We start from the raw sequence: 22,504 nt of genomic DNA, 5'->3' as shown, positions 1-22,504 counted from the left end.
TTGGTGAGATGCGCCAGAGGCAGCGGAATGGCGCCGGGACCCAGTCGAGCGGGAACCGGACAAGGGCTTCGCGTTGTGGTGAGAGCGGTCGCCAACATTTTCACCACAATTGAGACGAGTTTTTCACTTCCCCGCAGGAGAAATTTAAGGAAGGCCGGATTGACGGCAAGGTCATGACGCCGGTGGCGTGTATGCTCGTTCACGCCAATTAAACAACTGTGTGGCAGCGTTCCCGGGATTACGCAGCCATAAGTAGGTTATGCCGGACAGCCCTTATATCGCAATCATCGACGATCTGTCGGCCAACCGCGCATACATGGAACGGCTTGCACGGTCGGTCGAAGATGTCGGGCGGGTGGAGAGTTTCGCCGGCGCCCCCGAGGCGTTGCGTGCATTTGCCGCAGATCCCCCGGATCTCATCATCACTGATTTCAACATGCCGGAGATGAACGCCGCCGAATGTCTCACGGCCCTGCGCAAGATCAAGGGGCTGGAGGATACGCCGGTTATGGTCGTCTCCGGCTACGAACAGCGCGACATACGCTATCAGGCGCTGGAATGCGGCGCGACGGACTTTCTCGTCACGCCCGTCGACACCATCGAGTTCCGAACGCGCGCCCGGAACCTTCTGATGCTCGGAATGCATCAGAAGCTGCTTCGCAGCCGCACCTTCGCGCTGCAGGACCGGCTCGTCAACGACCGCCTGCGCTCTCTGGAGACGCTCAAGCGCACGCGCCAGCACATGCTCGGCGTGATCGACTCGGTGCCGGCCATGGTCTACGCCGTCGACCAGAACGGCACCTGCATCTTCGCCAATCAGTTCTGCTTCGATTTTGCCGGCATCGGTGACACCGGAACCCCAAGCGATCTGAACGATACGTTCGAAACGATCGCGGCGACGGGCGTCCTGGAGAACCTTGCGCGGGGGGCGCCGCAACAGGCCGAGGTGACACTCACCGACGCAAGCGGGCAACCGCGCGAGTTCTTCGTCGTCGCCCGCGAGACGGGCGCGGCCGAGGACGGTAGCCTGACCAAGGTCGTCTCCGCGCTCGACATCTCCAGCGTCAAGGCGGCCGAGCGCTCGCTGCGCATCGCCAAGGAGGAGGCGGAAGCCGCCAACCGCGCCAAGAGCAACTTCCTCGCCAATATGAGCCACGAACTGCGTACGCCCATGAACGCAATCATCGGCTTCGCGGACATGATGCGCTCCGGCCTGGTCGGCGAGGTGCCGAACGAGAAATACAAGCAGTATCTGGACAGCATCCTCTACAGCGCGCGCCACCTGCTATCGATCATCAACGGCATCCTCGACTTCGCGCAGATGGAAGCCGGCAAGACACGGATCGAGGAGAACGTGTTCTCGCTGAACAACTGCCTGCGCCAGGTCGCGGAAATGCTGAATGCGCAGATCACCGAGCGCGGTAACACGCTCGTGCTGTCTGAGGAACCGGAAGTGACGCTCTGGACCGATGAGCAGAAGCTGCGGCAGGTGCTCATCAATATCGTTTCCAATGCCAACAAGTTCACTGAAGGCGGCGAGATCGCAGTCGAGATCTGCCTTGCCGCTGAACAGCCTGAATGCGCGCATCCACCCTACCAGGGCATCGAGATCCGCGTGCACGACACCGGGCCGGGCATGAGCGAGGAGGAGAAGCGAACGGCCCTCACGAGCTTTGGCCAGATCCTCGAGCACACGTTCGAGAAACCGCAGAACGGCACCGGGCTGGGGCTGCCTATCTCGTCCGGCTTCATGAAGCTGATGGGCGGGCATCTCGACATCGACAGCCAGAAGGGCGCCGGAACGACCGTTCGCCTGTGGCTGCCGCCGCGCTGCATCTTGCGACAGGATCGTACGGTGTCGCCGGCCCAGGATCCTCAGCCTTGCCACGCCGGCGCTGAGCCATGACAAGCCAGCCAATGCTCTCTGCGCCGATCCAGCACGCGGCGCGACTGCACCAGGCGCTTGCGGTTGCAAGGCATGCCGAGCCCCTCGAATTCGAGCAGCTCGTGGTCCGCTATCTGATCGGCATCTTCACCACGAGCTGCGCAATTCTGTCGTGGTATTTCGACCTGCTCGCCCCTTGGCAGGTCACCGCGCTGGCGATCTTCATTCCCGCCGCGTGGGTCGTGGCCGGCGGCTTTATGCTGCATTTCGCCATCTGGCCGAAGCGCCGGATCGCGCGTCGCGCGGCCGCAATTTCATTCGACGCGCTCACGCTGTCCCTGTTCATCTATTTTGGCGGCGAAGCGGCGTCGATCTTCTTCCCGGTCTACTTGTGGGTGATTCTGGGCAACGGCTTCCGCTTCGGCCTGGCTTACATGTACGCCGCCATGGTCGCCAACGGCTTGTGCTTCGCGTTCGTGGTCGCCTACACGCCGCACTGGCAAGCCGACTGGGCCTTCGCCGGCGGCGTTCTGCTGTCTCTTTTAATGATCCCGCTTTACGTCTCGCGGCTGATCCGCGCGCTACGTAGCGCCATGGCCGAAGCCGAGGCGGCGAACCGGGCCAAGAGCGAGTTTCTTGCGACAATGAGCCATGAATTGCGCACCCCGCTCAACGCGATCATTGGCCTGTCCCAGGTGCTCGATCGGACCGCGCAAAGCCCGCAGGACCGCATGTCGGCCATGTCGATCAACAGCGCAGCGTCGCGGCTTCTGGAAATGGTCGACACCATCCTCCACTTCCAGAAGGTCGAAAGCCAGGCCGTCACCGTGAGCGATGCCCCTTTCAACGTGACCGAGCTGCTGCACGAGGCAGAGACGCTGCTCCGCCCGCTGGCCCAGCGAAAAGGTCTGGTGCTGCATATCCGCTTCGCCACGCCGCTGCCTGCCTGCATCCGGGGCGACCGTGAGCATCTCAAGACAGTGCTGCTCAACCTCGGCGGCAATGCTGTGAAGTACACCGACGAGGGGCATGTGTGGATCACCGTCGCGCACGCCATGCACAGCACAGGCCCGACCTTGCGCATCGAGGTGCGCGACACGGGCCAAGGCATCCCAGAAAGCGAGCACGCCCGGCTGTTCGACCGCTTCGCCCAGGCCGAGGAGAGCCGGCGCGGCAAGGAAGGCGGCGTCGGCCTCGGCTTATCGCTCGCCCGCTCTCTCGTTGACCTTATGGGTGGCAGGATCGGTTTTTCCAGCGCCCAAGGGGAAGGCTCGATCTTCTGGTTCGAGGTGCCGGCACCTGCCATCGAACGCCCCGACGAAACCACGCCAGTCTCGGAAGTTGCCCTGCTCGTCCGTTTGCAGGATCGCCAGCGTCTGCTGCCGGGCCTGCGGGCCTACGGTCTGGATGCCGGCAAGACCATCGCCAACCCCCGCGATTTCGTTAAGGCGCGCGCTGCCTCGGGGGATCTCTGGCGCTATGTGTTGGTGGTCGATGAGCTTGAGCTCGACGACCGCGCGATCGCCGATATCCGGGAGGCGTTGAGCGCTGCGTCGATCCCCCCGGCGCTCGTGGTCACCGAGGACAGCAACGCCCTGGATGCCTGGGCAGCCGCCCGCCTCGACAATGACCGCAGCCATGATGCCATGCTGATCACCACGGTTGCCGCCTGGCACGGCCTGAAGCCCCAGCCCCAGGCGCCTGTCCAGGAGGACGAACCGACGCACAGCGTGGCGCCGCTGAGTGTGCTGGTCGCCGATGACAACCCGTTCAACCGGGAGGTCGCGAAGAAGCTGCTCACGCTGGACGGCCACCGTGTCGTCCTCGCCAACACGGGCGAAGAAGCACTCGACGTGCTCCTGCGCGGCGGCGTCGACATCGCCTTTCTCGACATCAACATGCCGGGCGGCGACGGCGCCGAGATCTGCAAGGATTATCAGCTTGCCGTTGAGCCGGAGGCGCATATCCCGATCATTGCCATGACGGCGGACACCTCCGCGCCGACGCGGGAAAACTGTCTGCGCGCGGGCATGGTGGCGGTGCTACACAAGCCGGTCCAGCTCAACGAACTGCGCGAGACGATCCGTGCGCATGTGCATCCCACACCGCTGGCCCCTGCGGCGCGCGGAAAGCGCGGAAACGCGACCGACCCGGCGGAGAGCCCGTCGGTGGACACGCGCCGACTCGACGAGATGATCGCGTTGTTCGGCCCTGAAGCCTTCCGCACCGAGATGGCTACCCTGTTCGAGACCGATTTCGAAAAGCATCTGGAGGCGCTGCACGCCGCGATCAGCGAGGGGCATCAGACAGCCGCGCGTGACGCGCTTCACGCGTTGAAAAGTTGCGCCAACACCATCGGCGCGGCCCGGCTTGCGGCGCTGTGCAGCGAGAAGCGCGAAGCAAACGTTGCGCCAGATGCTGGTCTGGCCGCCCGGATCGGCGCCGAATATGCGGCGTTCCGGCAGGTGCTTTATGCGCATCTCGGAGAAGCCGCTGAACAGCCAAGCCCTGCGGAGACCCAAGAACCCTCCGACGCCGCAAGCCAGTCTCGCTAAGGTCGAATGACTCGCGCGTTGGCCGCACCCGCCGCTCTGTAGCTCGCCGCGTCGTCCACGTCTCTCAGTTCATCGGCAAGCGCCACGTCCAACCCCTGCGCGTCGAGATTGGCGATGGTGTCCGCCCGTGCGTGCGGCCCCGACCAGCGCACGCCGTCGAACAGCCCGCGCGGTGCCGGCCCGCGCCGCAGCCCGATCAGCCAGTAGCCGCCGTCAGGCGCCGGGCCGATCACCGCCTCGGCTCCGCGCAGCGCCTGAAACGCCGCCGCGACCCGCGCGGCCGTGATGTCTGGTATGTCGCTCCCGACAATCAGCGCCGGCGCCGCGCCGGCCTGCGCGAACACCTGCGCCATGCGCGCACCAAGATCGCCATGCCCTTGAGAGATGCGCGGCAGATCGCCGGGCCACCAGTGCACATTGGTCGCCGCTTCCGGCGCAACCGCCAACACCAGCCGCCAGCGCGGATCACGCAGCCGACGGATCACCGCTGCGGTATTGTGCCGGTGAAAACGCACCGCGGCCATCTCGCCGATCTCGCGCGCAAGCCGGGTCTTGACCTGGCCGGGCCGCGGCGCCTTGACCATGAGGAAAACGGTTGGCCGTTCAGCCATAGAGCTTGACGATATAACGCGGCGGCACGCGCAGGAAATAAAGCGTCAGGCAGGACAGATTGCGCAACATACGGCGGAAATAGCCGTCGCGCTGATAGCGGTCAGCACTGGTCGTGGCCCGGCTGCGCAGGAAGCACAAGTCACGCCGGCCGATGCGCCGGACAAGGTCGACGTCTTCCATCAGCGGCAGGTCACGAAAGCCGCCGAGCCGCTCATAATGCGCCCGCGAGATCAGCAGCCCTTGATCGCCGTAAGGCAGGCGCAAAAGCGCGCATCGCAGGGAGACCATCGCCTCCAGGTAGCGTGGCCGCGCACCGCGATCATCCAGCGCAAAGCGAAAGGCAGCCGCCTGTGGCCGTCTAGCGCGCGCAGATTCGTCGATGAAGCGTTCGGCTTCCTGATACCAGCCATGTTCCAGCACTGTGTCGGCGTGAAGAAACAGCAGCCAGTCCCCCTTCGCCGCCCGTGCGCCCTCGGCGAGCTGTGGTCCTCTTCCCTTCGCCGCGCGCACGAAACGCGCGCCGACAGCCTCGGCGATCTGCGGCGTGTCGTCCTGCGAGCCGCCATCCGCGATGATCACTTCGCGCACCACGCCCTCGACCACGCCGGGAACCAGTGCGGCGAGGCTGCGGGCCAGTTCGGCCTGTGAATTCAGCGTCGGGATCACCACCGAGATCATGGCGGGGATGATACGGCTGGCGCACTTGTCCACAAGCGATTTTTGCGGCGCGCAAGCCAATGTTCTTTATCTGTTCGCGTCTTCCCGTTAAGCTTGTGGCATGACTGCGCGATCCTCGAAACCACCTGTGCCAAGCCCGCAGGACGCGGAGACCACGGAATCCGACCGCCGGCGCGGACGCGGCGCCTGCTCCAATGCCGCAGGACGCTACGAGAGCGAGCGCCGGGATGTCTTCGACGACGGCTGGGAAAGCCTCGCGGATCTCGACAGTTTCAAGACAGAGGTTCGCGCGGAAATGGCGCGCAGCATCATCGCCACCAATGACAGCCCCGATATCGGCTTCGACCAGTCGATCAACGCCTATCGCGGCTGCGAACACGGCTGCATTTACTGCTTCGCGCGGCCGACGCACTGCCATCTGGGCTACTCGGCCGGCATCGATTTCGAAACCAAGCTGACCGCGAAGGTCAATGCCGCCGAGCTACTGGAAAAGGCGCTCAGCACTCCGCGCTACCGGGTGAAGCCGATCATGCTCGGCACGAACACAGACCCCTACCAGCCGATCGAGCGGGAGCGGCGCATTACCCGGTCCATCCTGGAAGTGCTGGCGCACACCCAACACCCGGTCGGCATCGTGACGAAATCGGCGCTGGTGACGCGCGATCTCGACATCCTCGCGCCGATGGCCGCGCAGGGGTTGGTGCATGTCGGCATTTCGGTCACAACGCTGGACAATCGGCTATCGCGATCAATGGAGCCGCGGGCGAGCGCGCCGGCCAAGCGTCTGGAGGCAATCCGGGTCCTGAGCGAAGCCGGCGTGCCGGTGCGTGTCATGGCCGCGCCGATGATCCCGGCGCTGAACGATCCCGAGCTTGAGCGCATCCTTGAGGCGGGCGCGGCGCGCGGCGCGCAGACGGCGAGTTATATTCTCCTGCGTCTGCCGCTGGAGGTCGCGCCGCTGTTCCGGGAATGGCTGGCGCAGAACTATCCGAACCGCGCCGAGCGGGTCATGGCGCTGGTACGCGACACACGCGGGGGAAAGGATTACGACTCCCGCTTCGGCGTGCGTAAACGCGGCGAGGGCCCCTATGCGCAGCAGCTTGCCGCCCGCTTCGCCATCGCGCTGCGCCGCATCGGGCTGAAGCGCGATCATCCGCCGCTGCGCACCGATCTCTTCCAACCGCCCGCGCGGTCGGGCCAGCTCGACCTGTTCGCGCCGTCTTGATCCCGCCACCAGAATCGGCGTTGCTATGGTCGCTTGGATCAGGCGGGTGGGCGATGCCGGATTTCACACTGGAAGAAGCGGCAGAAAGGGACTGCGGCGGGCTCGTCGCCGGACTGGATGAAGCGGGGCGCGGTCCCTGGGCCGGGCCCGTGGTTGCGGCCGCAGTGATCCTCGACAAGGCTATGCCCCTGGACAGGCTCGACGACTCCAAGCTCGTCGCGGAGGAGGCGCGCGAGGCGCTGTTCGAGGAGATTTGCGAAAGGGCCATCGTCGGCGTCGGGATCGTCGATGTGCCAGAAATCGACAGGCTCAACATACTGCACGCCAGCCTGCTGGCGATGCAGACCGCTTTTGCAAGGCTCCGGGAGCCGGCGCAATCCGCCCTCGTCGACGGCAACCGTGCGCCCGACCTGCCCTGCCCCGCGAGAGCCGTGGTTGGCGGAGATGCACGCTCCGCCTCAATCGCTGCGGCCTCCATTGTCGCCAAGGTCACGCGCGACCGCCTTATGCGCGATCTGGACGCCGATTTCCCCCAATACGGCTGGGCACGCAACAAAGGCTACGGCACGCAGGAACACGCCGCCGCCCTCGTGGAGCATGGCGTGACCATCCATCACCGCCGCTCGTTCGCGCCTGTCGCCCGCCTGCTGGAGCCCCACGCAAGCCGCTGATGCCTGCACTGTGCCGCATTGGCCACGCCAACGCGCGAAATCTGCCGCGTCCCTGTGAATGTCCGCTGCTTGCAGGTGAAAGCTGAAGCGCCGGCTGCTATCAGCCGGCATTAATGCCAAACAAGGGGTTCGGGTATGATGAGACTGAGCGCACCCTCGCGCCTGATTTTCCTTCTGTCGGTCATTCTCGTGGCGCTGGTGATCCTGTCGCGGTATTTCGGCGTCGAGATCCCCGTGCTGACCACGATCGTCGCCCGCAGCCCATTCGAGATTCTGCTCGTGGCGTGGGCGCTTCTGTTCCTCGGCGTGACATTCCGCCTCTAGAGCACGGCGCGGCCCGCCCGACCGGTTAACATTGTGAGCCCCCGCGCTTTCGCTTAGGCTCAACACTGTCGCGCCGCGCCTGTCTGCGCGCTCATCATGTCATGAGGCCGGAGCCCGTCATGCGCCGTCTTTTCAGGTCCGCCACCGCCCTGGTCACGGCCTCCGCGATTGCGCTGACGGCGGTGCTGCCCCGGCAACCGGCCATCGCGCAGACGAGTGGCGACGCCCCCGTCGCCGGCACGCTCAGCCCTTCCGAATGCCGCCAGCTTGACGACGAAAACGTGCGCGCGGCGATCGGGTCGATCACACAGCAGCGCCTCAAGGCGGAGTTGAGCGGGCTGAACTATGCCGCCCTGGTCCAGCAGCAATGGACCGAGACCCGAATGGATGCGCGTATCGATGAGCAGATCGACATCGCCATCCAGGAAGTCCGCGCCGATACGGATTGGTTCGACCGCGCCTATTCCACCATCAGCCGAGATCAGGCGGAGGAATTCGCGATCGCCGTCGCGGAGAAGACCTACACCTCCGAGGCCTTCCGCAACGCCATGTCCGACCTGACAACGGCGATCGGCAAGGATATCGGTGCGCGACTCGAAACGGCGGCCGCGGCCGCCTCCGGCCCGGCGGTCTCCTGCATGCGGCTGGCGCTTGAAGCACGCTATGGCGGCGCGATCGCGCAGTCGTTCGTTCAACAGACGGAAACATCGCTGGATGTCGCGGCGCAGTCCGGCACACCCGCCATCACAACGGGCGATCTGGTCTTTCAGGGCAGCGAGGCGATCGGCGGCTTGCTGCTTGTGATGACGCGGCGCATGATCGCGCGCATGGTGGCCCAGATGGGCCGGCGGCTGGCCGGCGCAATCGCCACGCGGATCGTCTCATCCTTTACCGGGCTGATCGGGCTGGCGCTGATCGTGAAGGACCTGATCGACGCGGGCGAAGGCGTCTTTCCGCTTATCGAGGAGCGGATGAAGTCGGACGATTCCAAGCAGCTCATCAAGACCGAGATCGCCGAGAGCATCTCCGGCTTTGTCAACGAGAACATCGAGACTATCTCGCAGGAAACCGCTGCCAACATGTTCGCGATGTGGCAATCGTTTCAGGATCGCTATGATCTTCTGCTCTCCTTGGCGGACCAGAACGCGGCCTTCAAGGACTTCCTCCGCGAGCGCGAAGCGAAAGAGCTGGCGCGGCTGGGCGAGATCGTCGAGCTGATCGTCCAGCAGGAGGGCGAGCCGGCGGTGTTCGAGCGCCTGGAAGGCAGCTCGCTCAAGACCGCGCTGGACACGCTCAGCCTGGACGGCATCGAGATCGCGCGCCAGACACGCTCGCTCGAGAGCGGGATCGCCTGGTCAAAACTGGCGGGTGATCGCGTTGACGAGGTGCTGCGCTTTGACGTCTACAGCCGCATCCGGCCGGAGCAGATTTCACAGCCCGAGCTGAACCGGCTGCTTTCCGTGGATGACAGCACGGCCGTATACCGGCTCGCCGCCCTGCCGAGCGTAGCGCGCGAACGGCTGTTGGCGCTGCCTCCGGCCAAGGTTCGCAGCCTCGCCACGCGGCTGGATGAAGAGGAACTCGCCGCGCTGGCGCGCTATGAAACCGAGTTGCCGGAGAAATCGGCCCGCGCGCTGCTCGACTCGGTTTCCGAGAATCCTGCACGGATGGAAAAACTGGCGCGCTTCGGGCTGCAGGAGGCGGTGCTGGCGAGCGCAGATGAGGACGCGGCGATCGACATGTTGCTCAACCCCGGCGGCACGTTCAGCCTGTTCGGCATGGTCAATGATTTCGGCAAGGTCCGCGCAGGTCAGGTCGAGCCACGCGTGTTCGTCGAGGCCTACACCTGGACGCTGGCCGTCACGGCGCTGGCGCTGCTGATCTTCATCATCCTTGTGGCACGGATGATCCGCGGGCGGCGAACGACGATCATCGTGAAGGATCAGCACGGCCGGGAAATCGGGCGCGGGAAAGAATGACGCTCTACACGGTCGACAGGCTTTCCGGGCGGGAAGTGCGCGAAGGCGGGCTGGTGACGGCCTATGCCGTGACTGCGGCCAACCTCATCAAGGACGTACGCGAGAAGATCACGAACACCTTCGGCGGGCGCATGGCGCGCTATGAGGCGCTGGTGGAGGACACGGTGGAGCGCGCGCTGGAACGGCTGGACGAGAAGGCACGCGAACAGGGCTATGATGGCTGTCTCGCGGTGCGCATTGCCCATCCGAACCTCGTCGACGGCGGGGTCGAGGTGGTCGTCTACGGCACGGGCTTCAATTTCGTCGACGGCGCGACCTCCGCGCTTGAGTGAGTGGCCCCGCATCTGACCGTCATCGCGAGCGTAGCGACGCGACCCAGCCAAGTTCTTCGTCGCCGGGTCGCCGCTAACGCGTGACGTCCAGCCATTGGCGTGTCCGCGCTTCGGGGTCGGGGTGCGTGACGAGATCGGTGACGACCGCGATGCTGTCCGCGCCCGCCGCCAGCACGTCCGGTGCGCGCTCAACCGTGATTCCGCCGATGGCCACGAGCGGACAGGGTAGGGCTTCCTTCCATTCCCGCACACGATCAAGGCCCTGCGGCGCCCACTTCATCTTCTTGAGCTTGGTCTCATAAATCGGCCCGAGCGCCACATAGTCCGGCTCTACGGCCAGCGCCTTGGCCAACTCGTCGTGATCATGCGTCGAAACGCCGAGGCGGATGCCCGCTTCGCGGATGGCCGAGACATCCGCTGCGGCCAGGTCTTCCTGTCCCAGGTGCACGAAATCCGCGCCGAGGTCGATCGACTCGCGCCAATAATCATTGACGACGAGCTCCGCCCCGTGTTCCGCGCACAGCGCCATGGCCCGGCTGATCTGGCTGCGCACTTCATCCTCCGGCGCCTCCTTCAGCCGGAGCTGCACGAAGCGGACACCAAGCGGCACCAGCCGCTCCAGCCAGTCGATGTCGGGCAGGACGGGATAAAAGCGATCAATCATCGTCAGGCTCGAAGAACGGCGTTCCGGCAACCGGCGTGGAGGGGCTCGCCATCTCGCGCGGCGGCATGATCCCGGCCTTGTACCCCAGCCGGCCAGCTTCGATCGCGCGGGCGAAGGCGGCGGCCATTTGCTCGGGGTCGCCAGCCTTTGCGATGGCGGTGTTCAGCAATACGGCATCATAGCCGAGCTCCATCGCATGCGCGGCATGGGATGGCGCGCCGATGCCCGCATCCACGATGAGCGGCACATCAGGGAAATAGGCGCGCAGCATCCGCAGGCCGAAAATGTTGTTCAGCCCCTGCCCCGAGCCGATCGGCGAGCCCCACGGCATGAGCACATCGCAGCCGGCTTCGATCAGCCGCTCGCCCACGCTCAGGTCCTCCGTCGTGTAGGGGAAGACCTGGAACCCTTCCTCGGTGAGGATGCGCGCAGCCTCGACAAGACCGATCACGTCGGGCTGCAGCGTGTCGTCGTTGGCGATCACCTCCAGCTTGACCCAGGGCGTCCCGAACATCTCCCGCGCCATTTGCGCGGTCGTCACCGCCTCCTTCACCGTGCGGCAGCCGGCGGTATTGGGCAGGACGCGCACGCCTTCAAGCGACTCGATGAAGCGCCAGAACTGTTCGCCCGCACGCTCCGAGGAAGACTCACGACGCAGTGAAACCGTGACGATCTGCGCAGCGGAGGCCTCGAAGGCTGCCCGCAGCATCTCCGGCGAGGGATAGAGCGCCGTGCCCAGCAACAGCCGCGAGGTGAGTCGCGTACCGTAAAGCTCCAGCGCGTCTTTCGTGTCGATCATGTTCATGGCGGTCTCGCTTCGCGCGCCGTCAGCCGCCCTGGCGCGGCGCAACGATCTCGATCCTGTCATTGTCGTGCAGGCGCGTCTTCGGCCGCTCGTCCGCGGGGACGAATTCCCCATTCACGGCTGTCGCAATGCGCTGCTCACCGTAACCCAGCGCGGCACACAACTGTTCCAGCGTGGCGGCCTGCGTCTCCCGTTGTTCGCCGTTAACCGTTATCCTCAACGATAATCTCCGAATTCGGCCGGCGCCCCTCCACGTAGTCCGCTGTCATCGCCGCCAGCGCGGGCGCCGTAAGGTAGCCGTGCCGATACATGCCGTTCACGTAGATGCGGCTTCCCCGGAAAATAATGCGCGGCACGTTGTCGGAAAAGGCCGGACGGACATCCGCAGCGAGTTGGACAATCCGTGCCTGGCCGAATGCCGGGTGCAGCGCATAGGCAAGCCCAAGCAGGTCGAGCCCCGAGCGGAGCGTCACCGGACCGCGATCGTCGCTTTCCAGCACGGTCGCACCAATCATGTAAGTGTCGCCGCCCCAAGGAACCACATAGAGGGGAAACCGGGGATGCAGGAGGCGAACAGGCCGGTGCAACGTTATCTCCGAGGTCTCGACCAATGCCATTTCTCCGCGCACGCCGCGCAAGCCTGGAAGATCGTCGCGCGCGGCGAGGCCACGGCAGTCAATCGTGAAGTCCGCGTAGCCTTCGATCCTTTCAGCCCCGAAATGCAGCTCAGCGCCGGCAGCCCGGATTCCCTGCAGAAGCGCGGCAAGCGCGCTATTCGGTGGCACATAGGCCTCATGCGCGTAGAAAAGACCGGTACGGAAGCGTTCTTCGAGTGCCGGCTCCAATTCGGCGACGCGGGCGCTGTCGACCGTCTCATGGGCTTCGGTCTGCGCGGCGAAGCGGTTGAGCTCCGCGCGGTCGCGCGGCTGGGCGACGACGAGCGTCCCTGTCTGCTGGACGCAGTCGAGCTTGTCCTGCCAAATGGTCATGGCGTGCAGGCCGAGGTCGCGAACGATCGCGGGTGCGGCTTCGGCCTCGCAGTAAGGCGCGAGCATCGCCCCGCCCAACCGGCTGGCCGCATCGGCAAATGGCTCGCGACTGCGCTCTAGCAGGCGCACATGATGGCCGCGCTCGGCCAGCGTAAAAGCCTGCCACAAGCCAGTGATCCCGGCCCCTATTACATCAATGCGCGCCATCGTGCTTCGCCCCGAAAGGAACTTGAGCTCGCGGATAGCTTATCATTTGGGCCGGCAAACGATACGATGCCAACCCCGGCAAAACGCCGCGCATGAGAAAGAAAAAAGCGCAGACGGGCGCCGCAGCCGACCGAACCATCCTTCGGTGGGGGCGGGGAAGGGTCGATGGCCGGGGCCTGAGCGCGCTCACGCAGCAACCTGAGTGCAGCGCGCCCGCTGCGGCAACCCGCCTGCGCTTGAATGACGCCGTTCCGTGGGACGCTGTGCGGCGGCAATCGCACAGTCGATACCCTGAGCGGCGCGGGGAACGTTGGGACTCTAGCGGGGGCCCAATGTTCACTTTATGTTCTAACTTCTCGCGCAATGCGTGTCAATTCCAAAATGCGAACATAGGAAGAACATTCCGGCTGCCGAGAAGCCGGCGCGCGCCCGCCCGACCCTCTTGCATCGTGGCGTGTGACGCACTAGCCTTATGGTCATCCGAGGGCCGCTGTAGCTCAGTTGGTTAGAGCGCTAGATTGTGGATCTAGAGGTCCCCCGTTCGAGCCGGGGCAGCGGTACCATTTTCTCCTTTCCTCTCCTGATCCCCAGACGCCAGGGCTTCAAGCTCCTCAAAGAGCAGATCGCAGAAGTGCGCGCGCGCATTTACCGCCGGCTCGATCAATCCGAGTTCGCGCACGATCGGCGGGGCGCCGAACGGCACCGTGCGAATCTCCGCAGGGAACTGGAAGCCGACGCGCGGCACTGGCACGACGGAAACGCCTAGCAGGCTGCCGACCAGCCGAACCACGCCCTCCAGCGTATCCACCTCCATCCGGGAACTTATGACAATGCCGCGCCGGGCGAACTCGGCCTCCACCTGCCGCGCGACGCGCGCAAATCGGTTGAAACGCACATAGGGATGGCGCTCCAAGAGCTCGCGGTCGCTGGCCCCTTCCAGGCTTTCATGCGCGATGACGGCCAGCGGCTCTTCGACAACCGGCCGGTAGCGGAGCGCCGGATCGACCGAAGCCGGTCGCGAGAGTATGGCCGCATCCAGCGTGCCGCGCTTCAGCGCGTCTTCCAGTTCATGCGACAGCGCCGTCATCAGGTGAATGTGCAGGTCCGGCGTCCGCGCCTGCAGCCGGGCGAGCGCGGGCGGCACGATGCTCGAAACCGAGGTGTGGACCGCCCCGACCCGGAGTACCCCGCGCGTGGCGTCGCGCTTCAGGCTCTCGCTCAGATTCTCCCAGGCGGCGATCACCTCGCGGGCGCGCTGGACAAAGGCGCGGCCTTGGTCGGTCAGCCGCGGCGGCCGGGTGCTGCGATCGAAGAGCGTCATGCCGAGCTCGTCCTCCAGCGCGCGGACCTGCAGGCTCACGCCCGACGTGGACAGACCGACCGCCCGCCCGGCATCGCCGAAACTGCCGTGGTCGGCAATCGCGATGAGTGTATAAAGGGATTTCACGTCCATCGGCCTGCTCCGGCGCCTTGTTGCGTTTAGCCGCGCTCAAGAGGAAAGGGGCTTGATTGAGTCAGTAAAAACTTTTAGCGTTCCTGGCAACGAAAGCAAAGCCCTCGAAGGGGGTGCAGGGAGGACAACGCATGAGAGGCGCCGACATAGTCGCACAGTCTCTGGCCGCCTGCGGCGCCAAGACCGTTTTTGCGCTGTCCGGCAACCAGATCATGTCGATCTTCGACGCTGCGCTCGACACCGACCTGCGTCTCATCCACACGCGCCACGAAGCCTGCGCCGTCTTCATGGCGGAGGCTTACGCGCAGCTCACCGGCGACGTCGGCGTAGCAATGGTGACTGCCGGGCCCGGCTTTGCCAACGCCCTCTCAGCAATGTATTCGGCCAAGACGTCGGAAACGCCTGTCATTCTGCTAAGCGGCGACTCGCCGCTTGTACGCGACGGCTACGGGGCCTTTCACGAACTTGACCAGACCACAATGGCCGGGCCGGTGACGAAGGCCTCCGTGCGTGTCATGAGCGAGCACACCCTCGGAGAGGACCTGGCGCGCGCGATCAGTCTTGCGCGCTCGGGTCGTCCGGGGCCGGTGCATGTGGCGTTGCCTGCCGACGTGCTGACGGCGCAGACGAATGCGACCGTGCCGCCCGCTGACGCGTTCGCCCGCCAGCCCGCACTGCCGCGTGAGAGCGACATCGAGACGCTTCTTGAGGCTTTTGCCGCATCGGAGCGCCCCGTGATCCTGACCGGCCCGGCGATGACGGAGACGCGTGCGGGAGACTTGCTCGCCGCGCTGACCGACGCCATCGACGCCCCCGTCGTGCCGATCGAAAGCCCGCGTGCGCTCCGCGACCCGGCGCTCGGCCAATTCGCCGACTCCCTGAAACACGCGGATCTGATTGTAAGTCTGGGCAAGCAAATCGACTACACCGTGAGATATGGCGAGGAGGGCGTGTTCCCCGCTGATGCCAACGTGTTTGCCGTTGCGCCGGATGAATCGGCGCTGGAGCAGGCCGAACGCGCGCTCGGGTCGCGACTCACCGGCCGGATCAAGGCCGACGCCGACCTGTGCGCCGAGCGCCTGATCGAGGGGGCGAGCGTCGGCAACCCGCGCGATGCCTGGCGCGCTGAAGTGGCCGAGGCGCTGGCCAATCGCGAGATGGAAGCGCTGCCGCCGACTGGTGACGGCGTTGTGCCGCTCGATGTCGCGCAGGCGCTGCAGGAGGTGGTGGAAAGCGCGGGCAACGCGATCTACGTCGCCGATGGCGGTGAATTCGGGCAGTGGATGCAGGGCTTTGTCAATGCGTCGCGCCGGGTGATGAACGGCGTCTCCGCCGCAATCGCCAGCGCGATGGGCAACGCCATCGGCGCGCAGATCGCCGACCCCGATGCGACCGTCATCTGCACGCTCGGGGACGGGACCGCCGGCTTCTACCTGGGCGAATTCGACACCGCCGTCCGCGAGGGCGCGAACGCCATCTTCGTCATTGGCAACGACGCCTGCTGGAATGCCGAGCGAATGCTGCAGATTCGCGAGTTCGGCGCGGACCGCCAGACGGGCTGCGATCTGCTGCCGACGCGCTATGACAAGGCCGCTGAAGGGCTGGGCGCACACGGTGAATACGTCACCACCGCCGAGGAACTCGGGCCAGCCCTTGCGCGTGCCCGCGCGAGCGGCAAACCAGCCTGCATCAACGTCAAGCTGGACGCGCAGCCCGCGCCGGTTTTCGCGAAGGACGCGCCAGGAGCACACTAGGCTATGCAAGAGGCACTGCAAAAACCCACTGAGACCGAGGAAACCCGCAATCTCCGCGTGGATGTCTGGCGCGGCGGCAAGGATGGCGCGTTCGCGACTTACACCGTGCCGTGGCGCGAGAACCAGACTGTGCTCGACGTCGTCACAGAGATTCAGCGCCACCACGAACCGGCGCTCGCCTATCGCTTTGCCTGTCGCGTAGGCGTTTGCGGCTCCTGCGCGATGACCGTGAACGGTGTGCCGCGCTGGACCTGCCGCACGCATGTGCGCCGCGTCGCCGGCGACGGTCATATCACCATCGAGCCGCTGCGCAACATGCCGGTCATCAAGGACCTCGCCTGCGACATGAGCGAGTTCTTCGACAAGTGGCAGAAGGCCGGTGGCCGCTTCGAGGGCGCCAAAACGCGCAACGAGGCGCCAGCGGCGGTTAACCCCACCAGCAAGAAGCGGCGCAACGCCGATCGCGGCATCGAATGCATCAACTGCGGCATCTGCTACGCCGCCTGCGATGTCGTCTCCTGGAACGACGATTATCTTGGCCCGGCCGCGCTCAACCGCGCCTGGACGCTGATGAATGACGAGCGCCACACCGCCCAGCGCGAGACGCTGCGCAAGGTCAGCGAGGCGGGCGGCTGCGGTGCCTGTCACACGCAGGGAAGCTGCATGAAGCACTGCCCGATCGGCATCAGCCCGACCGAGAGCATCGCCGGGCTGCGGCGGATGACCCTGCTCGACTTCCTGGGAGTGCGGTGAAATGGAGCGCAATCTCTATATCGCGCAGCGCCTGTCAGCCATGCTGCTGGCCCCGCTCGTGCTCGTGCATCTGCTGCTGATCATCTACGCCGTGCGTCAGGGCCTGACCGCCGACGCGATCCTCGGGCGCACGCAAGGGAGCATCGGCTGGGCGGCATTCTATTCGTTGTTCGTGCTCGCCGCCGCTGTGCACGCGCCCATCGGCCTGCGCAACGTGCTGATCGAGTGGACGCCGCTGTCACGCAGGCTGGTGGACTGGGCGATGGTGTTGTTTGCAGTCGTGCTTGTCGCGATGGGCGCGCGGGCCGTGATCGCCGTGATCGGAGGGCCGGTATGAGAAGCTCGCCGCGCCGTCACCGCAGCTATTGGGCCTTCATCGGCCACAGGATTTCGGGCATCGCGCTGGCGCTGTTCCTGCCGTTGCACTTCCTGGTGCTCGGCTTGGCGCTGGAGGGGGCGGCGGAGCTGAACCGCTTCCTGGTGCTCGCCGATACGCCGCTGTTCAAGGTCGCGGAGTGGGGCCTTGTGGTGCTGCTGACCATTCATCTTTTTTTCGGTCTTCGCCTGCTCGCGCTGGAGCTGCTGCCGTGGCGCGATGGTGCGCGCGAAGGCTGGATCACGGCCGGCATTGGCGCAGCGGTCGTCGCAGGCGGCGCCTTCTTGCTGGGAGCTTTCTGATGCAGATTGAACGCCACCGCACGGATATTCTGATCATCGGCGCGGGCGGCGCGGGTCTCTTCGCGGCGCTGCACGCCAAGCAGGCGAACCCCGATCTCGACGTAACGATCGCCGTCAAGGGCCTGATGGGCAAATGCGGCTGCACGCGGATGGTTCAGGGCGGCTACAATGTCGCGCTGGCGGCGGGCGACTCCATCGAGCGGCATTTCATGGACACGATCGAGGGCGGGAAGTGGCTGCCCCGGCAGGATCTCGCCTGGAAACTCTGCGTGACCGCGATCGAGCGCATCCGCGAACTGGAAAACGAGGTCGGCTGCTTCTTCGACCGCAATCCGGACGGCACGCTCCACCAGAAAGCCTTTGCCGGTCAGACCTTCGACCGCACAGTCCACAAGGGCGACCTGACGGGCATCGAGATCATCAACCGGCTGATGGAACAGGTCCGTGCGCGCGGCGTCAGCGCGATGGAAGAACACCGCGCGCTCGACATCATCCCGGCGAAAGACGGCTCGGGCGCGGCCGGCGCGCTGCTGATCGACATGCGTCAAGGCGTCTACCGCTTCGTACAGGCCAAGGCCGTGCTGCTGGCAAGCGGCGGCGGGCCGACGATGTATCTCTATCACACGCCTTCGGGCGACAAGTCCTGCGACGGGCTGGCGATGGCGCTGCGCGCCGGGCTGAGCTTGCGCGACATGGAGATGGTGCAGTTTCACCCCACCGGCCTGCTCGGCGGGCCAGACACGCGCATGACCGGCACCGTGCTGGAAGAAGGCCTGCGCGGGGCGGGCGGCTACCTGCTCAACGGGCGCGGCGAGCGCTTCATGCACAAATATGACGCGCGCGGCGAGCGCGCCACACGCGATATCGTCAGCCGGTCGATCTATAAAGAAATGCGCGACGGCCACACCACGCCAATGGGCGGGGTCTACATCGAGATGGCGCATCTCGGCCCGGAGAAGGTCGCCAAGATGTTCCCCGGCATGGTCAAGCGTTGCGCGGACTGCGGCTTCGACCTGGCCGGCGGGCGCGTCGAGGTGGTACCGACGGCGCATTACCTCATGGGCGGCGCGGAATTCGAACCGGACACCTCCACCGCCCTGCCCGGCCTGTTCGCCGCGGGCGAGGACTGCGGCGGCGTGCACGGCGCCAACAGGCTGGGCGGCAATGGCGTGGCGAACTCGACCGTCTTCGGCGGCATCGCGGGCGACAGCATGGCAGCCTTCGCTGCGCGCGAGGGCTGGCGGGAAGCGGATGAGGCGGCTATCGACGCAAGCGTTGCCCGGGCGGAATATCCGTTTTCGCAGCCCCCCGGCGATCTTCTCGGCCTGCGCGAGCGCGTGTGGCAGACGATGTGGGACGATGTCGGGGTGATGCGCGAGGAAGCGGGCGTCAAGCGCGGGCTGTCGAAGCTGGCCGACTATGAAGCCGAGCTGGACCACACCGGGCTCGCCGACGGCGACCGCCGCTTCAACCTGACCTGGCATGACTGGCTCAACCTGAAGAGCCTGTTGATGGCCAGCAAGGTGATCGCCACGGCCGCGCTGGCGCGCGAGGATTCGCGCGGGGCGCATTACCGCGAGGATTTCCCGGAAACCGGCGATCTCGACGCAACGCGTTACACGCGAATTTCGCTGGAGGGCGACGAACTGAAATTGGAAATGGCACCGGTGAGCTTTGATATCGTCCAGCCCGGACAGACGCTGCTGGACCCATCGGTCGCCGCGGAATAGCGAGGAGACTTGCCGTGATCGCCAACGAAACGATCGAAAAAGCGGCCTACGACGTCATGACCAAGGCCGCGATCGACATCCCGGAGGACTATCTCAACGGGATCAAGGGCATGGTCGACATGGAAAAAGGCGACCTGTCCGCCTTTGTCCTCAAGGCCATGATCGACAACTGGGAAGCCGCGACCGAAGACCGCCGTCCAATGTGCGCCGATACCGGCCTGCCGCGCTACTTCATCAAGGTCGGCAACGAGGCGAAATTCGACGGCGGGTTTGTCGGCTTCGAGCGCGCGCTGCGCTCGGCCACGGCCCGCGCCACCCACGACGTGCCGCTGCGCCCGAACCGCGTCCACCCGCTCTGGCGGCACGACCACAACAACAATGTCGGCCTGAACGCGCCGGAGGTCGAATGGAGCTTCGAGCCGGATGCCGACTGGATCGACATCACCACCGTCCACAAGGGCGGGCTGTTCGGCACCGACTACCGGATGCTGTTCCCAGGAGACGGAATCGACGGCATCAAGCGTTTTTTCCTCGACACGCTGATCGCCTTCGGCAAGCGTGGTCTGGCGTGCCAGCCGGCCATCGTCGGCGTCGGGCTCGGCGGCTCGAAGGATATCTGCATGGTGCTGGGCAAGCAGGCGGCGTGCCTGCGCCCTGTCGGTGACAAGAACCCGGACCCGAAGGTCGCCGAACTGGAGGACGAGCTGAAGGAACTCGGCAACAATATCGGCATGGGCGCGATGGGCTTCGTCGGCTCGTCGATGTGTGTGGATGTGCACGTCGAATGCGGCTTCACCCACACGGGCGGGATGCCGATGAGCGTACACACCTTCTGCCTGTCGTCGCGCCGCGCGACCGCCCGCATTCATGCTGACGGGTCGATCGAATATCGCACCGACCCGAAATGGTTTACCCCTTACATGCGCAGGGAGACGATCGGATGGGACAGTCAGGAAGCGGCCTCAAGCAAGTCAGCCTGAACCTGCCGGCCAAGCCGGAGGACATCGCCGCGCTCGAACTCGGCTCCGTCGTCTATCTGAACGGCGTCGTCTACACCGCGCGCGAGGGCGTCTACCAGAAGGTGATCGGCGAGGGGCAGCCGCTGCCGGTGGATCTCACCGGCCTGAGCAACGTCAACTTCCACTGCTCGCCCGCCGCGGCACAGACGGATGACGGCGGCTACCGTATCGGCGGCGTTACGGCGACCGCCAGCTTCCGCTTCTCCAAGTGGATGAAGCAGTGGCTGGAGCTGACCGGCACCAAGATCGTCATCGGCAAGGGCGGCATGCCCAGCGAGGACTACAAGAAGACGCTGGCCCCGATGGGGGCCGTCTACCTCACGACCGTCGGCTACGGTACCGGCGCGCTGCTCGGGCGCGGCATCAAGGGGGTGCGCGACGTGTTCTGGATCGACGAACTCGGCATCGCGCAGGCCATGTGGCTGTTCGACGTCGAGAATTTCGGCCCGTTCATCGTCGACAGCGACCTTGCGGGGAACTCGCTCTTCGCGCAGCATGGCGAGCAAGTTAACGCCAACATCGACCAGCTCTATGAAGGGCTGAAGCCGCCGGCCCTGCACCGCTACGGCGAAACCGGGGACCGCACCGACGAAGTGATGTAGCGCAGGTAAGGCTGCGCCAAAAACAAGGGCGAGGAAGCGATCATGGACCAGATCAAGCACTATATCGGCGGCCAGCGCGTGGACGGCACAGGCGGACGCACCGCCGACGTTTACAACCCGGCCACCGGAGAGGTTGTTCGGCAGGTTCAGCTTGCCAGCATCGATGACGTGGCACGCGCCGTCGCCGCAGCCAAGGAGGCGTTTCCCGCCTGGGCGCGCACGCCCGTGCTGCGCCGGGCGCGCATGATCGACCGCTTCAAGGAGCTGGTGCGCGCGAACGCCGACAAGCTCGCGGAGGCGATTTCCGAAGAGCACGGCAAGACGCACGACGACGCGCTGGGCGAGGTGCAGCGCGGGCTGGAGGTCGCCGAGTTCGCTGCCGGCATGCCGCAGCTTCTGAAGGGCGAAGTCAGCGAGGAAGTCGGCAGCGGCGTGGACAGCCATGCAATCCGGCAGCCGCTCGGCGTGGTGGCGGGCATCACGCCGTTCAACTTCCCCGCCATGGTGCCGATGTGGATGTATCCGGTGGCCATCGCCTGCGGCAACACCTTTGTCCTGAAGCCCTCTGAGCGCGACCCTTCCGCCTCGCTCATGGTCGCCGATCTGCTGGCGGAAGCGGGTGCGCCGGAGGGCGTGTTCAACGTTGTCCAGGGGGACAAGGAAGCCGTCGACGCGCTGCTGACCCACCCCGACGTCCAGGGCGTCAGCTTCGTCGGCTCCACGCCGATCGCGAAATACATCTATGCGACCGGCACGGCGAACGGCAAACGTGTCCAGGCGCTCGGCGGCGCGAAAAACCACATGGTCATCATGCCCGATGCCGACCTCGACATGGCTGTCGATGCGCTCATGGGCGCAGCCTACGGCTCGGCGGGCGAGCGCTGCATGGCCGTCTCGGTCGCGGTTCCGGTCACGGACAAGGTGGCCGACGCGCTGGTCGAGCGGTTGGCGCCGCGTGTGCGCGATCTGAAGATCGGCCCGAGCGTGGACGATGGCGTCGAGATGGGTCCGCTGGTCACGGCGGAGGCGCTTGAGCGGGTGCGCGGCTATATCGACAAAGGCGTGGCCGAAGGCGCGGAACTCGTTGTCGACGGGCGCGCATTCAAGATGGAGCGCCAGGGCTATGAGAACGGCTTTTTCATCGGGGGCTCCCTTTTTGACCGTGTGACGTCCGACATGTCGATCTGGCAGGACGAAATTTTCGGTCCGGTGCTGTCCGTGGCACGCGCCCACGACTATGATCAGGCCGTGGATCTGGTGCACAAGCACCCCTATGGCAACGGCGCAGCGATCTTTACGCGCGACGGCGATGCGGCGCGCCAGTTCACGCAGGACATCGAGGTCGGCATGGTCGGCGTCAACGTGCCCATCCCGGTGCCAATGGCATTTCACAGCTTCGGCGGGTGGAAACAGTCGCTGTTCGGCGATCACCACATCCATGGCCCGGAAGGCGTACGCTTCTACACAAGGCTCAAGACCATGACCACCCGCTGGCCCAAGGGCGTGCGCGGCTCGGAATACACGATCCCCACGCTCGGCTGAGGCCGGGCGTGCCCTTCATGGTTCGTGGCGCGGCCATGGAGGTTCCT

Annotated in this window: 22 protein-coding genes and 1 tRNA gene; 16 read left to right on the top strand and 7 right to left on the bottom strand. The window is 65.5% G+C overall.

Annotated features, from left to right (window positions below):
- Nucleotides 1–259: 259 nt before the first annotated feature.
- On the top strand, nt 260–1,906 hold the full coding sequence (locus tag BXY53_RS13820; protein ID WP_119062637.1) for a hybrid sensor histidine kinase/response regulator: 1,647 nt from the start codon (nt 260–262) through the stop codon (nt 1,904–1,906).
- Nucleotides 1,903–4,440: an ATP-binding protein gene (locus BXY53_RS13815; protein WP_119062636.1), complete on the top strand. Its 2,538-nt coding sequence runs from the start codon at nt 1,903–1,905 to the stop codon at nt 4,438–4,440. Before BXY53_RS13820 ends, BXY53_RS13815 begins: the two co-directional genes overlap by 4 nt.
- Here the strand turns inward: BXY53_RS13815 and BXY53_RS13810 are convergent.
- The gene (locus BXY53_RS13810; protein WP_119062635.1) at nt 4,437–5,051 is read right to left on the bottom strand and encodes a TIGR04282 family arsenosugar biosynthesis glycosyltransferase; all 615 of its coding nucleotides are present in this window, start codon (nt 5,049–5,051) and stop codon (nt 4,437–4,439) included. The genes BXY53_RS13815 and BXY53_RS13810 overlap by 4 nt on opposite strands.
- Nucleotides 5,044–5,763, bottom strand: a complete 720-nt coding sequence (locus tag BXY53_RS13805; RefSeq protein ID WP_342634979.1) for a TIGR04283 family arsenosugar biosynthesis glycosyltransferase — start codon at nt 5,761–5,763, stop codon at nt 5,044–5,046. Before BXY53_RS13805 ends, BXY53_RS13810 begins: the two co-directional genes overlap by 8 nt.
- Nucleotides 5,764–5,830: 67 nt before the next feature.
- Between BXY53_RS13805 and BXY53_RS13800 the strand changes: the two genes are divergently transcribed.
- The 5 genes from BXY53_RS13800 to BXY53_RS13780 all read left to right on the top strand — a co-directional run bounded on the left by BXY53_RS13800 (nt 5,831) and on the right by BXY53_RS13780 (nt 10,261).
- The gene (locus tag BXY53_RS13800; protein ID WP_119062634.1) at nt 5,831–6,955 is read left to right on the top strand and encodes a PA0069 family radical SAM protein; all 1,125 of its coding nucleotides are present in this window, start codon (nt 5,831–5,833) and stop codon (nt 6,953–6,955) included.
- Between the two features lie 53 nt (nt 6,956–7,008).
- On the top strand, nt 7,009–7,626 hold the full coding sequence (locus BXY53_RS13795; RefSeq protein ID WP_119062633.1) for a ribonuclease HII: 618 nt from the start codon (nt 7,009–7,011) through the stop codon (nt 7,624–7,626).
- Between the two features lie 135 nt (nt 7,627–7,761).
- The gene (locus tag BXY53_RS13790; RefSeq protein ID WP_119062632.1) at nt 7,762–7,950 is read left to right on the top strand and encodes a hypothetical protein; all 189 of its coding nucleotides are present in this window, start codon (nt 7,762–7,764) and stop codon (nt 7,948–7,950) included.
- A 119-nt stretch (nt 7,951–8,069) separates the two neighbouring features.
- Nucleotides 8,070–9,929 carry a hypothetical protein gene (locus tag BXY53_RS13785; protein WP_119062631.1) on the top strand — a complete coding sequence of 620 codons (1,860 nt, stop codon included), beginning with the start codon at nt 8,070–8,072 and terminating at the stop codon, nt 9,927–9,929.
- Entirely contained in the window at nt 9,926–10,261 is a 336-nt protein-coding gene (locus BXY53_RS13780; RefSeq protein ID WP_119062630.1) for a YbjQ family protein, read from the top strand. The genes BXY53_RS13785 and BXY53_RS13780 overlap by 4 nt, the downstream gene beginning before the upstream one ends.
- Nucleotides 10,262–10,334: 73 nt before the next feature.
- Here BXY53_RS13780 and BXY53_RS13775 read toward each other — a convergent pair whose 3' ends face one another.
- From BXY53_RS13775 to BXY53_RS13760, 4 genes are read right to left on the bottom strand one after another with little or no spacing between them, the layout of a single operon-like run.
- Nucleotides 10,335–10,925, bottom strand: coding sequence for a thiamine phosphate synthase (locus tag BXY53_RS13775; protein WP_119062629.1), 591 nt, complete (start codon nt 10,923–10,925; stop codon nt 10,335–10,337).
- Entirely contained in the window at nt 10,918–11,730 is an 813-nt protein-coding gene (locus tag BXY53_RS13770; RefSeq protein ID WP_119062628.1) for a thiazole synthase, read from the bottom strand. The genes BXY53_RS13775 and BXY53_RS13770 overlap by 8 nt, the downstream gene beginning before the upstream one ends.
- Nucleotides 11,731–11,752: 22 nt before the next feature.
- A complete protein-coding gene (gene thiS, locus BXY53_RS13765) occupies nt 11,753–11,950 on the bottom strand; it encodes a sulfur carrier protein ThiS (protein WP_119062627.1) in 198 nt (65 codons plus the stop codon).
- Complete coding sequence (locus BXY53_RS13760) at nt 11,934–12,926, bottom strand: FAD-dependent oxidoreductase (RefSeq protein WP_119062626.1); 993 nt, start codon at nt 12,924–12,926, stop codon at nt 11,934–11,936. The genes thiS and BXY53_RS13760 overlap by 17 nt, the downstream gene beginning before the upstream one ends.
- Nucleotides 12,927–13,412: 486 nt before the next feature.
- On the opposite strand from BXY53_RS13760, the gene BXY53_RS13755 reads away from it, so the two are divergent.
- Nucleotides 13,413–13,489, top strand: a tRNA-His gene (locus BXY53_RS13755).
- Here BXY53_RS13755 and BXY53_RS13750 read toward each other — a convergent pair.
- Nucleotides 13,453–14,379 carry a LysR substrate-binding domain-containing protein gene (locus tag BXY53_RS13750; protein WP_119062625.1) on the bottom strand — a complete coding sequence of 309 codons (927 nt, stop codon included), beginning with the start codon at nt 14,377–14,379 and terminating at the stop codon, nt 13,453–13,455. The genes BXY53_RS13755 and BXY53_RS13750 overlap by 37 nt on opposite strands.
- A 131-nt stretch (nt 14,380–14,510) precedes the next feature.
- On the opposite strand from BXY53_RS13750, the gene BXY53_RS13745 reads away from it, so the two are divergent.
- Genes BXY53_RS13745 through BXY53_RS13710 form a run of 8 tightly spaced genes read left to right on the top strand, consistent with a single transcriptional unit; the run spans nt 14,511 to nt 22,457 of the window.
- Nucleotides 14,511–16,133: a thiamine pyrophosphate-binding protein gene (locus BXY53_RS13745; protein WP_119062624.1), complete on the top strand. Its 1,623-nt coding sequence runs from the start codon at nt 14,511–14,513 to the stop codon at nt 16,131–16,133.
- A gap of 3 nt (nt 16,134–16,136) precedes the next feature.
- Nucleotides 16,137–16,886, top strand: a complete 750-nt coding sequence (locus tag BXY53_RS13740) for a succinate dehydrogenase/fumarate reductase iron-sulfur subunit (protein WP_119062623.1) — start codon at nt 16,137–16,139, stop codon at nt 16,884–16,886.
- Nucleotide 16,887: 1 nt separating this feature from the next.
- Entirely contained in the window at nt 16,888–17,223 is a 336-nt protein-coding gene (locus tag BXY53_RS13735) for a succinate dehydrogenase/fumarate reductase transmembrane subunit (RefSeq protein WP_119062622.1), read from the top strand.
- Nucleotides 17,220–17,564 carry a succinate dehydrogenase, cytochrome b556 subunit gene (sdhC, locus tag BXY53_RS13730; RefSeq protein WP_119062621.1) on the top strand — a complete coding sequence of 115 codons (345 nt, stop codon included), beginning with the start codon at nt 17,220–17,222 and terminating at the stop codon, nt 17,562–17,564. Before BXY53_RS13735 ends, sdhC begins: the two co-directional genes overlap by 4 nt.
- On the top strand, nt 17,564–19,294 hold the full coding sequence (locus BXY53_RS13725) for an L-aspartate oxidase (protein WP_119062620.1): 1,731 nt from the start codon (nt 17,564–17,566) through the stop codon (nt 19,292–19,294). Before sdhC ends, BXY53_RS13725 begins: the two co-directional genes overlap by 1 nt.
- Before the next feature lie 14 nt (nt 19,295–19,308).
- Complete coding sequence (locus BXY53_RS13720) at nt 19,309–20,274, top strand: fumarate hydratase (RefSeq protein WP_119062619.1); 966 nt, start codon at nt 19,309–19,311, stop codon at nt 20,272–20,274.
- On the top strand, nt 20,235–20,915 hold the full coding sequence (locus BXY53_RS13715; protein ID WP_119062618.1) for a fumarate hydratase C-terminal domain-containing protein: 681 nt from the start codon (nt 20,235–20,237) through the stop codon (nt 20,913–20,915). The genes BXY53_RS13720 and BXY53_RS13715 overlap by 40 nt, the downstream gene beginning before the upstream one ends.
- A gap of 39 nt (nt 20,916–20,954) precedes the next feature.
- Entirely contained in the window at nt 20,955–22,457 is a 1,503-nt protein-coding gene (locus BXY53_RS13710) for a CoA-acylating methylmalonate-semialdehyde dehydrogenase (protein ID WP_119062617.1), read from the top strand.
- Nucleotides 22,458–22,504: the final 47 nt, after the last annotated feature.

The sequence above is a fragment of the Dichotomicrobium thermohalophilum genome (assembly GCF_003550175.1).
Lineage (GTDB): Bacteria > Pseudomonadota > Alphaproteobacteria > Rhizobiales > Rhodomicrobiaceae > Dichotomicrobium > Dichotomicrobium thermohalophilum.
The sequence above is the reverse complement of the archived record's forward strand: the minus strand, read 5'-3'. Positions and strand labels throughout refer to the sequence as shown.

Excerpts from the sequence above, each read along its gene's own strand:
- BXY53_RS13820 (WP_119062637.1), top strand. The coding sequence starts at position 260 with ATGCCGGACAGCCCTTATATCGCAATCATCGACGATCTGTCGGCCAAC.
- BXY53_RS13815 (WP_119062636.1), top strand. The coding sequence starts at position 1,903 with ATGACAAGCCAGCCAATGCTCTCTGCGCCGATCCAGCACGCGGCGCGA.
- BXY53_RS13810 (WP_119062635.1), bottom strand. The coding sequence starts at position 5,051 with ATGGCTGAACGGCCAACCGTTTTCCTCATGGTCAAGGCGCCGCGGCCC.
- BXY53_RS13800 (WP_119062634.1), top strand. The coding sequence starts at position 5,831 with ATGACTGCGCGATCCTCGAAACCACCTGTGCCAAGCCCGCAGGACGCG.
- BXY53_RS13795 (WP_119062633.1), top strand. The coding sequence starts at position 7,009 with ATGCCGGATTTCACACTGGAAGAAGCGGCAGAAAGGGACTGCGGCGGG.
- BXY53_RS13790 (WP_119062632.1), top strand. The coding sequence starts at position 7,762 with ATGATGAGACTGAGCGCACCCTCGCGCCTGATTTTCCTTCTGTCGGTC.
- BXY53_RS13785 (WP_119062631.1), top strand. The coding sequence starts at position 8,070 with ATGCGCCGTCTTTTCAGGTCCGCCACCGCCCTGGTCACGGCCTCCGCG.
- BXY53_RS13780 (WP_119062630.1), top strand. The coding sequence starts at position 9,926 with ATGACGCTCTACACGGTCGACAGGCTTTCCGGGCGGGAAGTGCGCGAA.
- BXY53_RS13775 (WP_119062629.1), bottom strand. The coding sequence starts at position 10,925 with ATGATTGATCGCTTTTATCCCGTCCTGCCCGACATCGACTGGCTGGAG.
- BXY53_RS13770 (WP_119062628.1), bottom strand. The coding sequence starts at position 11,730 with ATGAACATGATCGACACGAAAGACGCGCTGGAGCTTTACGGTACGCGA.
- BXY53_RS13760 (WP_119062626.1), bottom strand. The coding sequence starts at position 12,926 with ATGGCGCGCATTGATGTAATAGGGGCCGGGATCACTGGCTTGTGGCAG.
- BXY53_RS13750 (WP_119062625.1), bottom strand. The coding sequence starts at position 14,379 with ATGGACGTGAAATCCCTTTATACACTCATCGCGATTGCCGACCACGGC.
- BXY53_RS13745 (WP_119062624.1), top strand. The coding sequence starts at position 14,511 with ATGAGAGGCGCCGACATAGTCGCACAGTCTCTGGCCGCCTGCGGCGCC.
- BXY53_RS13740 (WP_119062623.1), top strand. The coding sequence starts at position 16,137 with ATGCAAGAGGCACTGCAAAAACCCACTGAGACCGAGGAAACCCGCAAT.
- BXY53_RS13735 (WP_119062622.1), top strand. The coding sequence starts at position 16,888 with ATGGAGCGCAATCTCTATATCGCGCAGCGCCTGTCAGCCATGCTGCTG.
- sdhC (WP_119062621.1), top strand. The coding sequence starts at position 17,220 with ATGAGAAGCTCGCCGCGCCGTCACCGCAGCTATTGGGCCTTCATCGGC.
- BXY53_RS13725 (WP_119062620.1), top strand. The coding sequence starts at position 17,564 with ATGCAGATTGAACGCCACCGCACGGATATTCTGATCATCGGCGCGGGC.
- BXY53_RS13715 (WP_119062618.1), top strand. The coding sequence starts at position 20,235 with ATGGGACAGTCAGGAAGCGGCCTCAAGCAAGTCAGCCTGAACCTGCCG.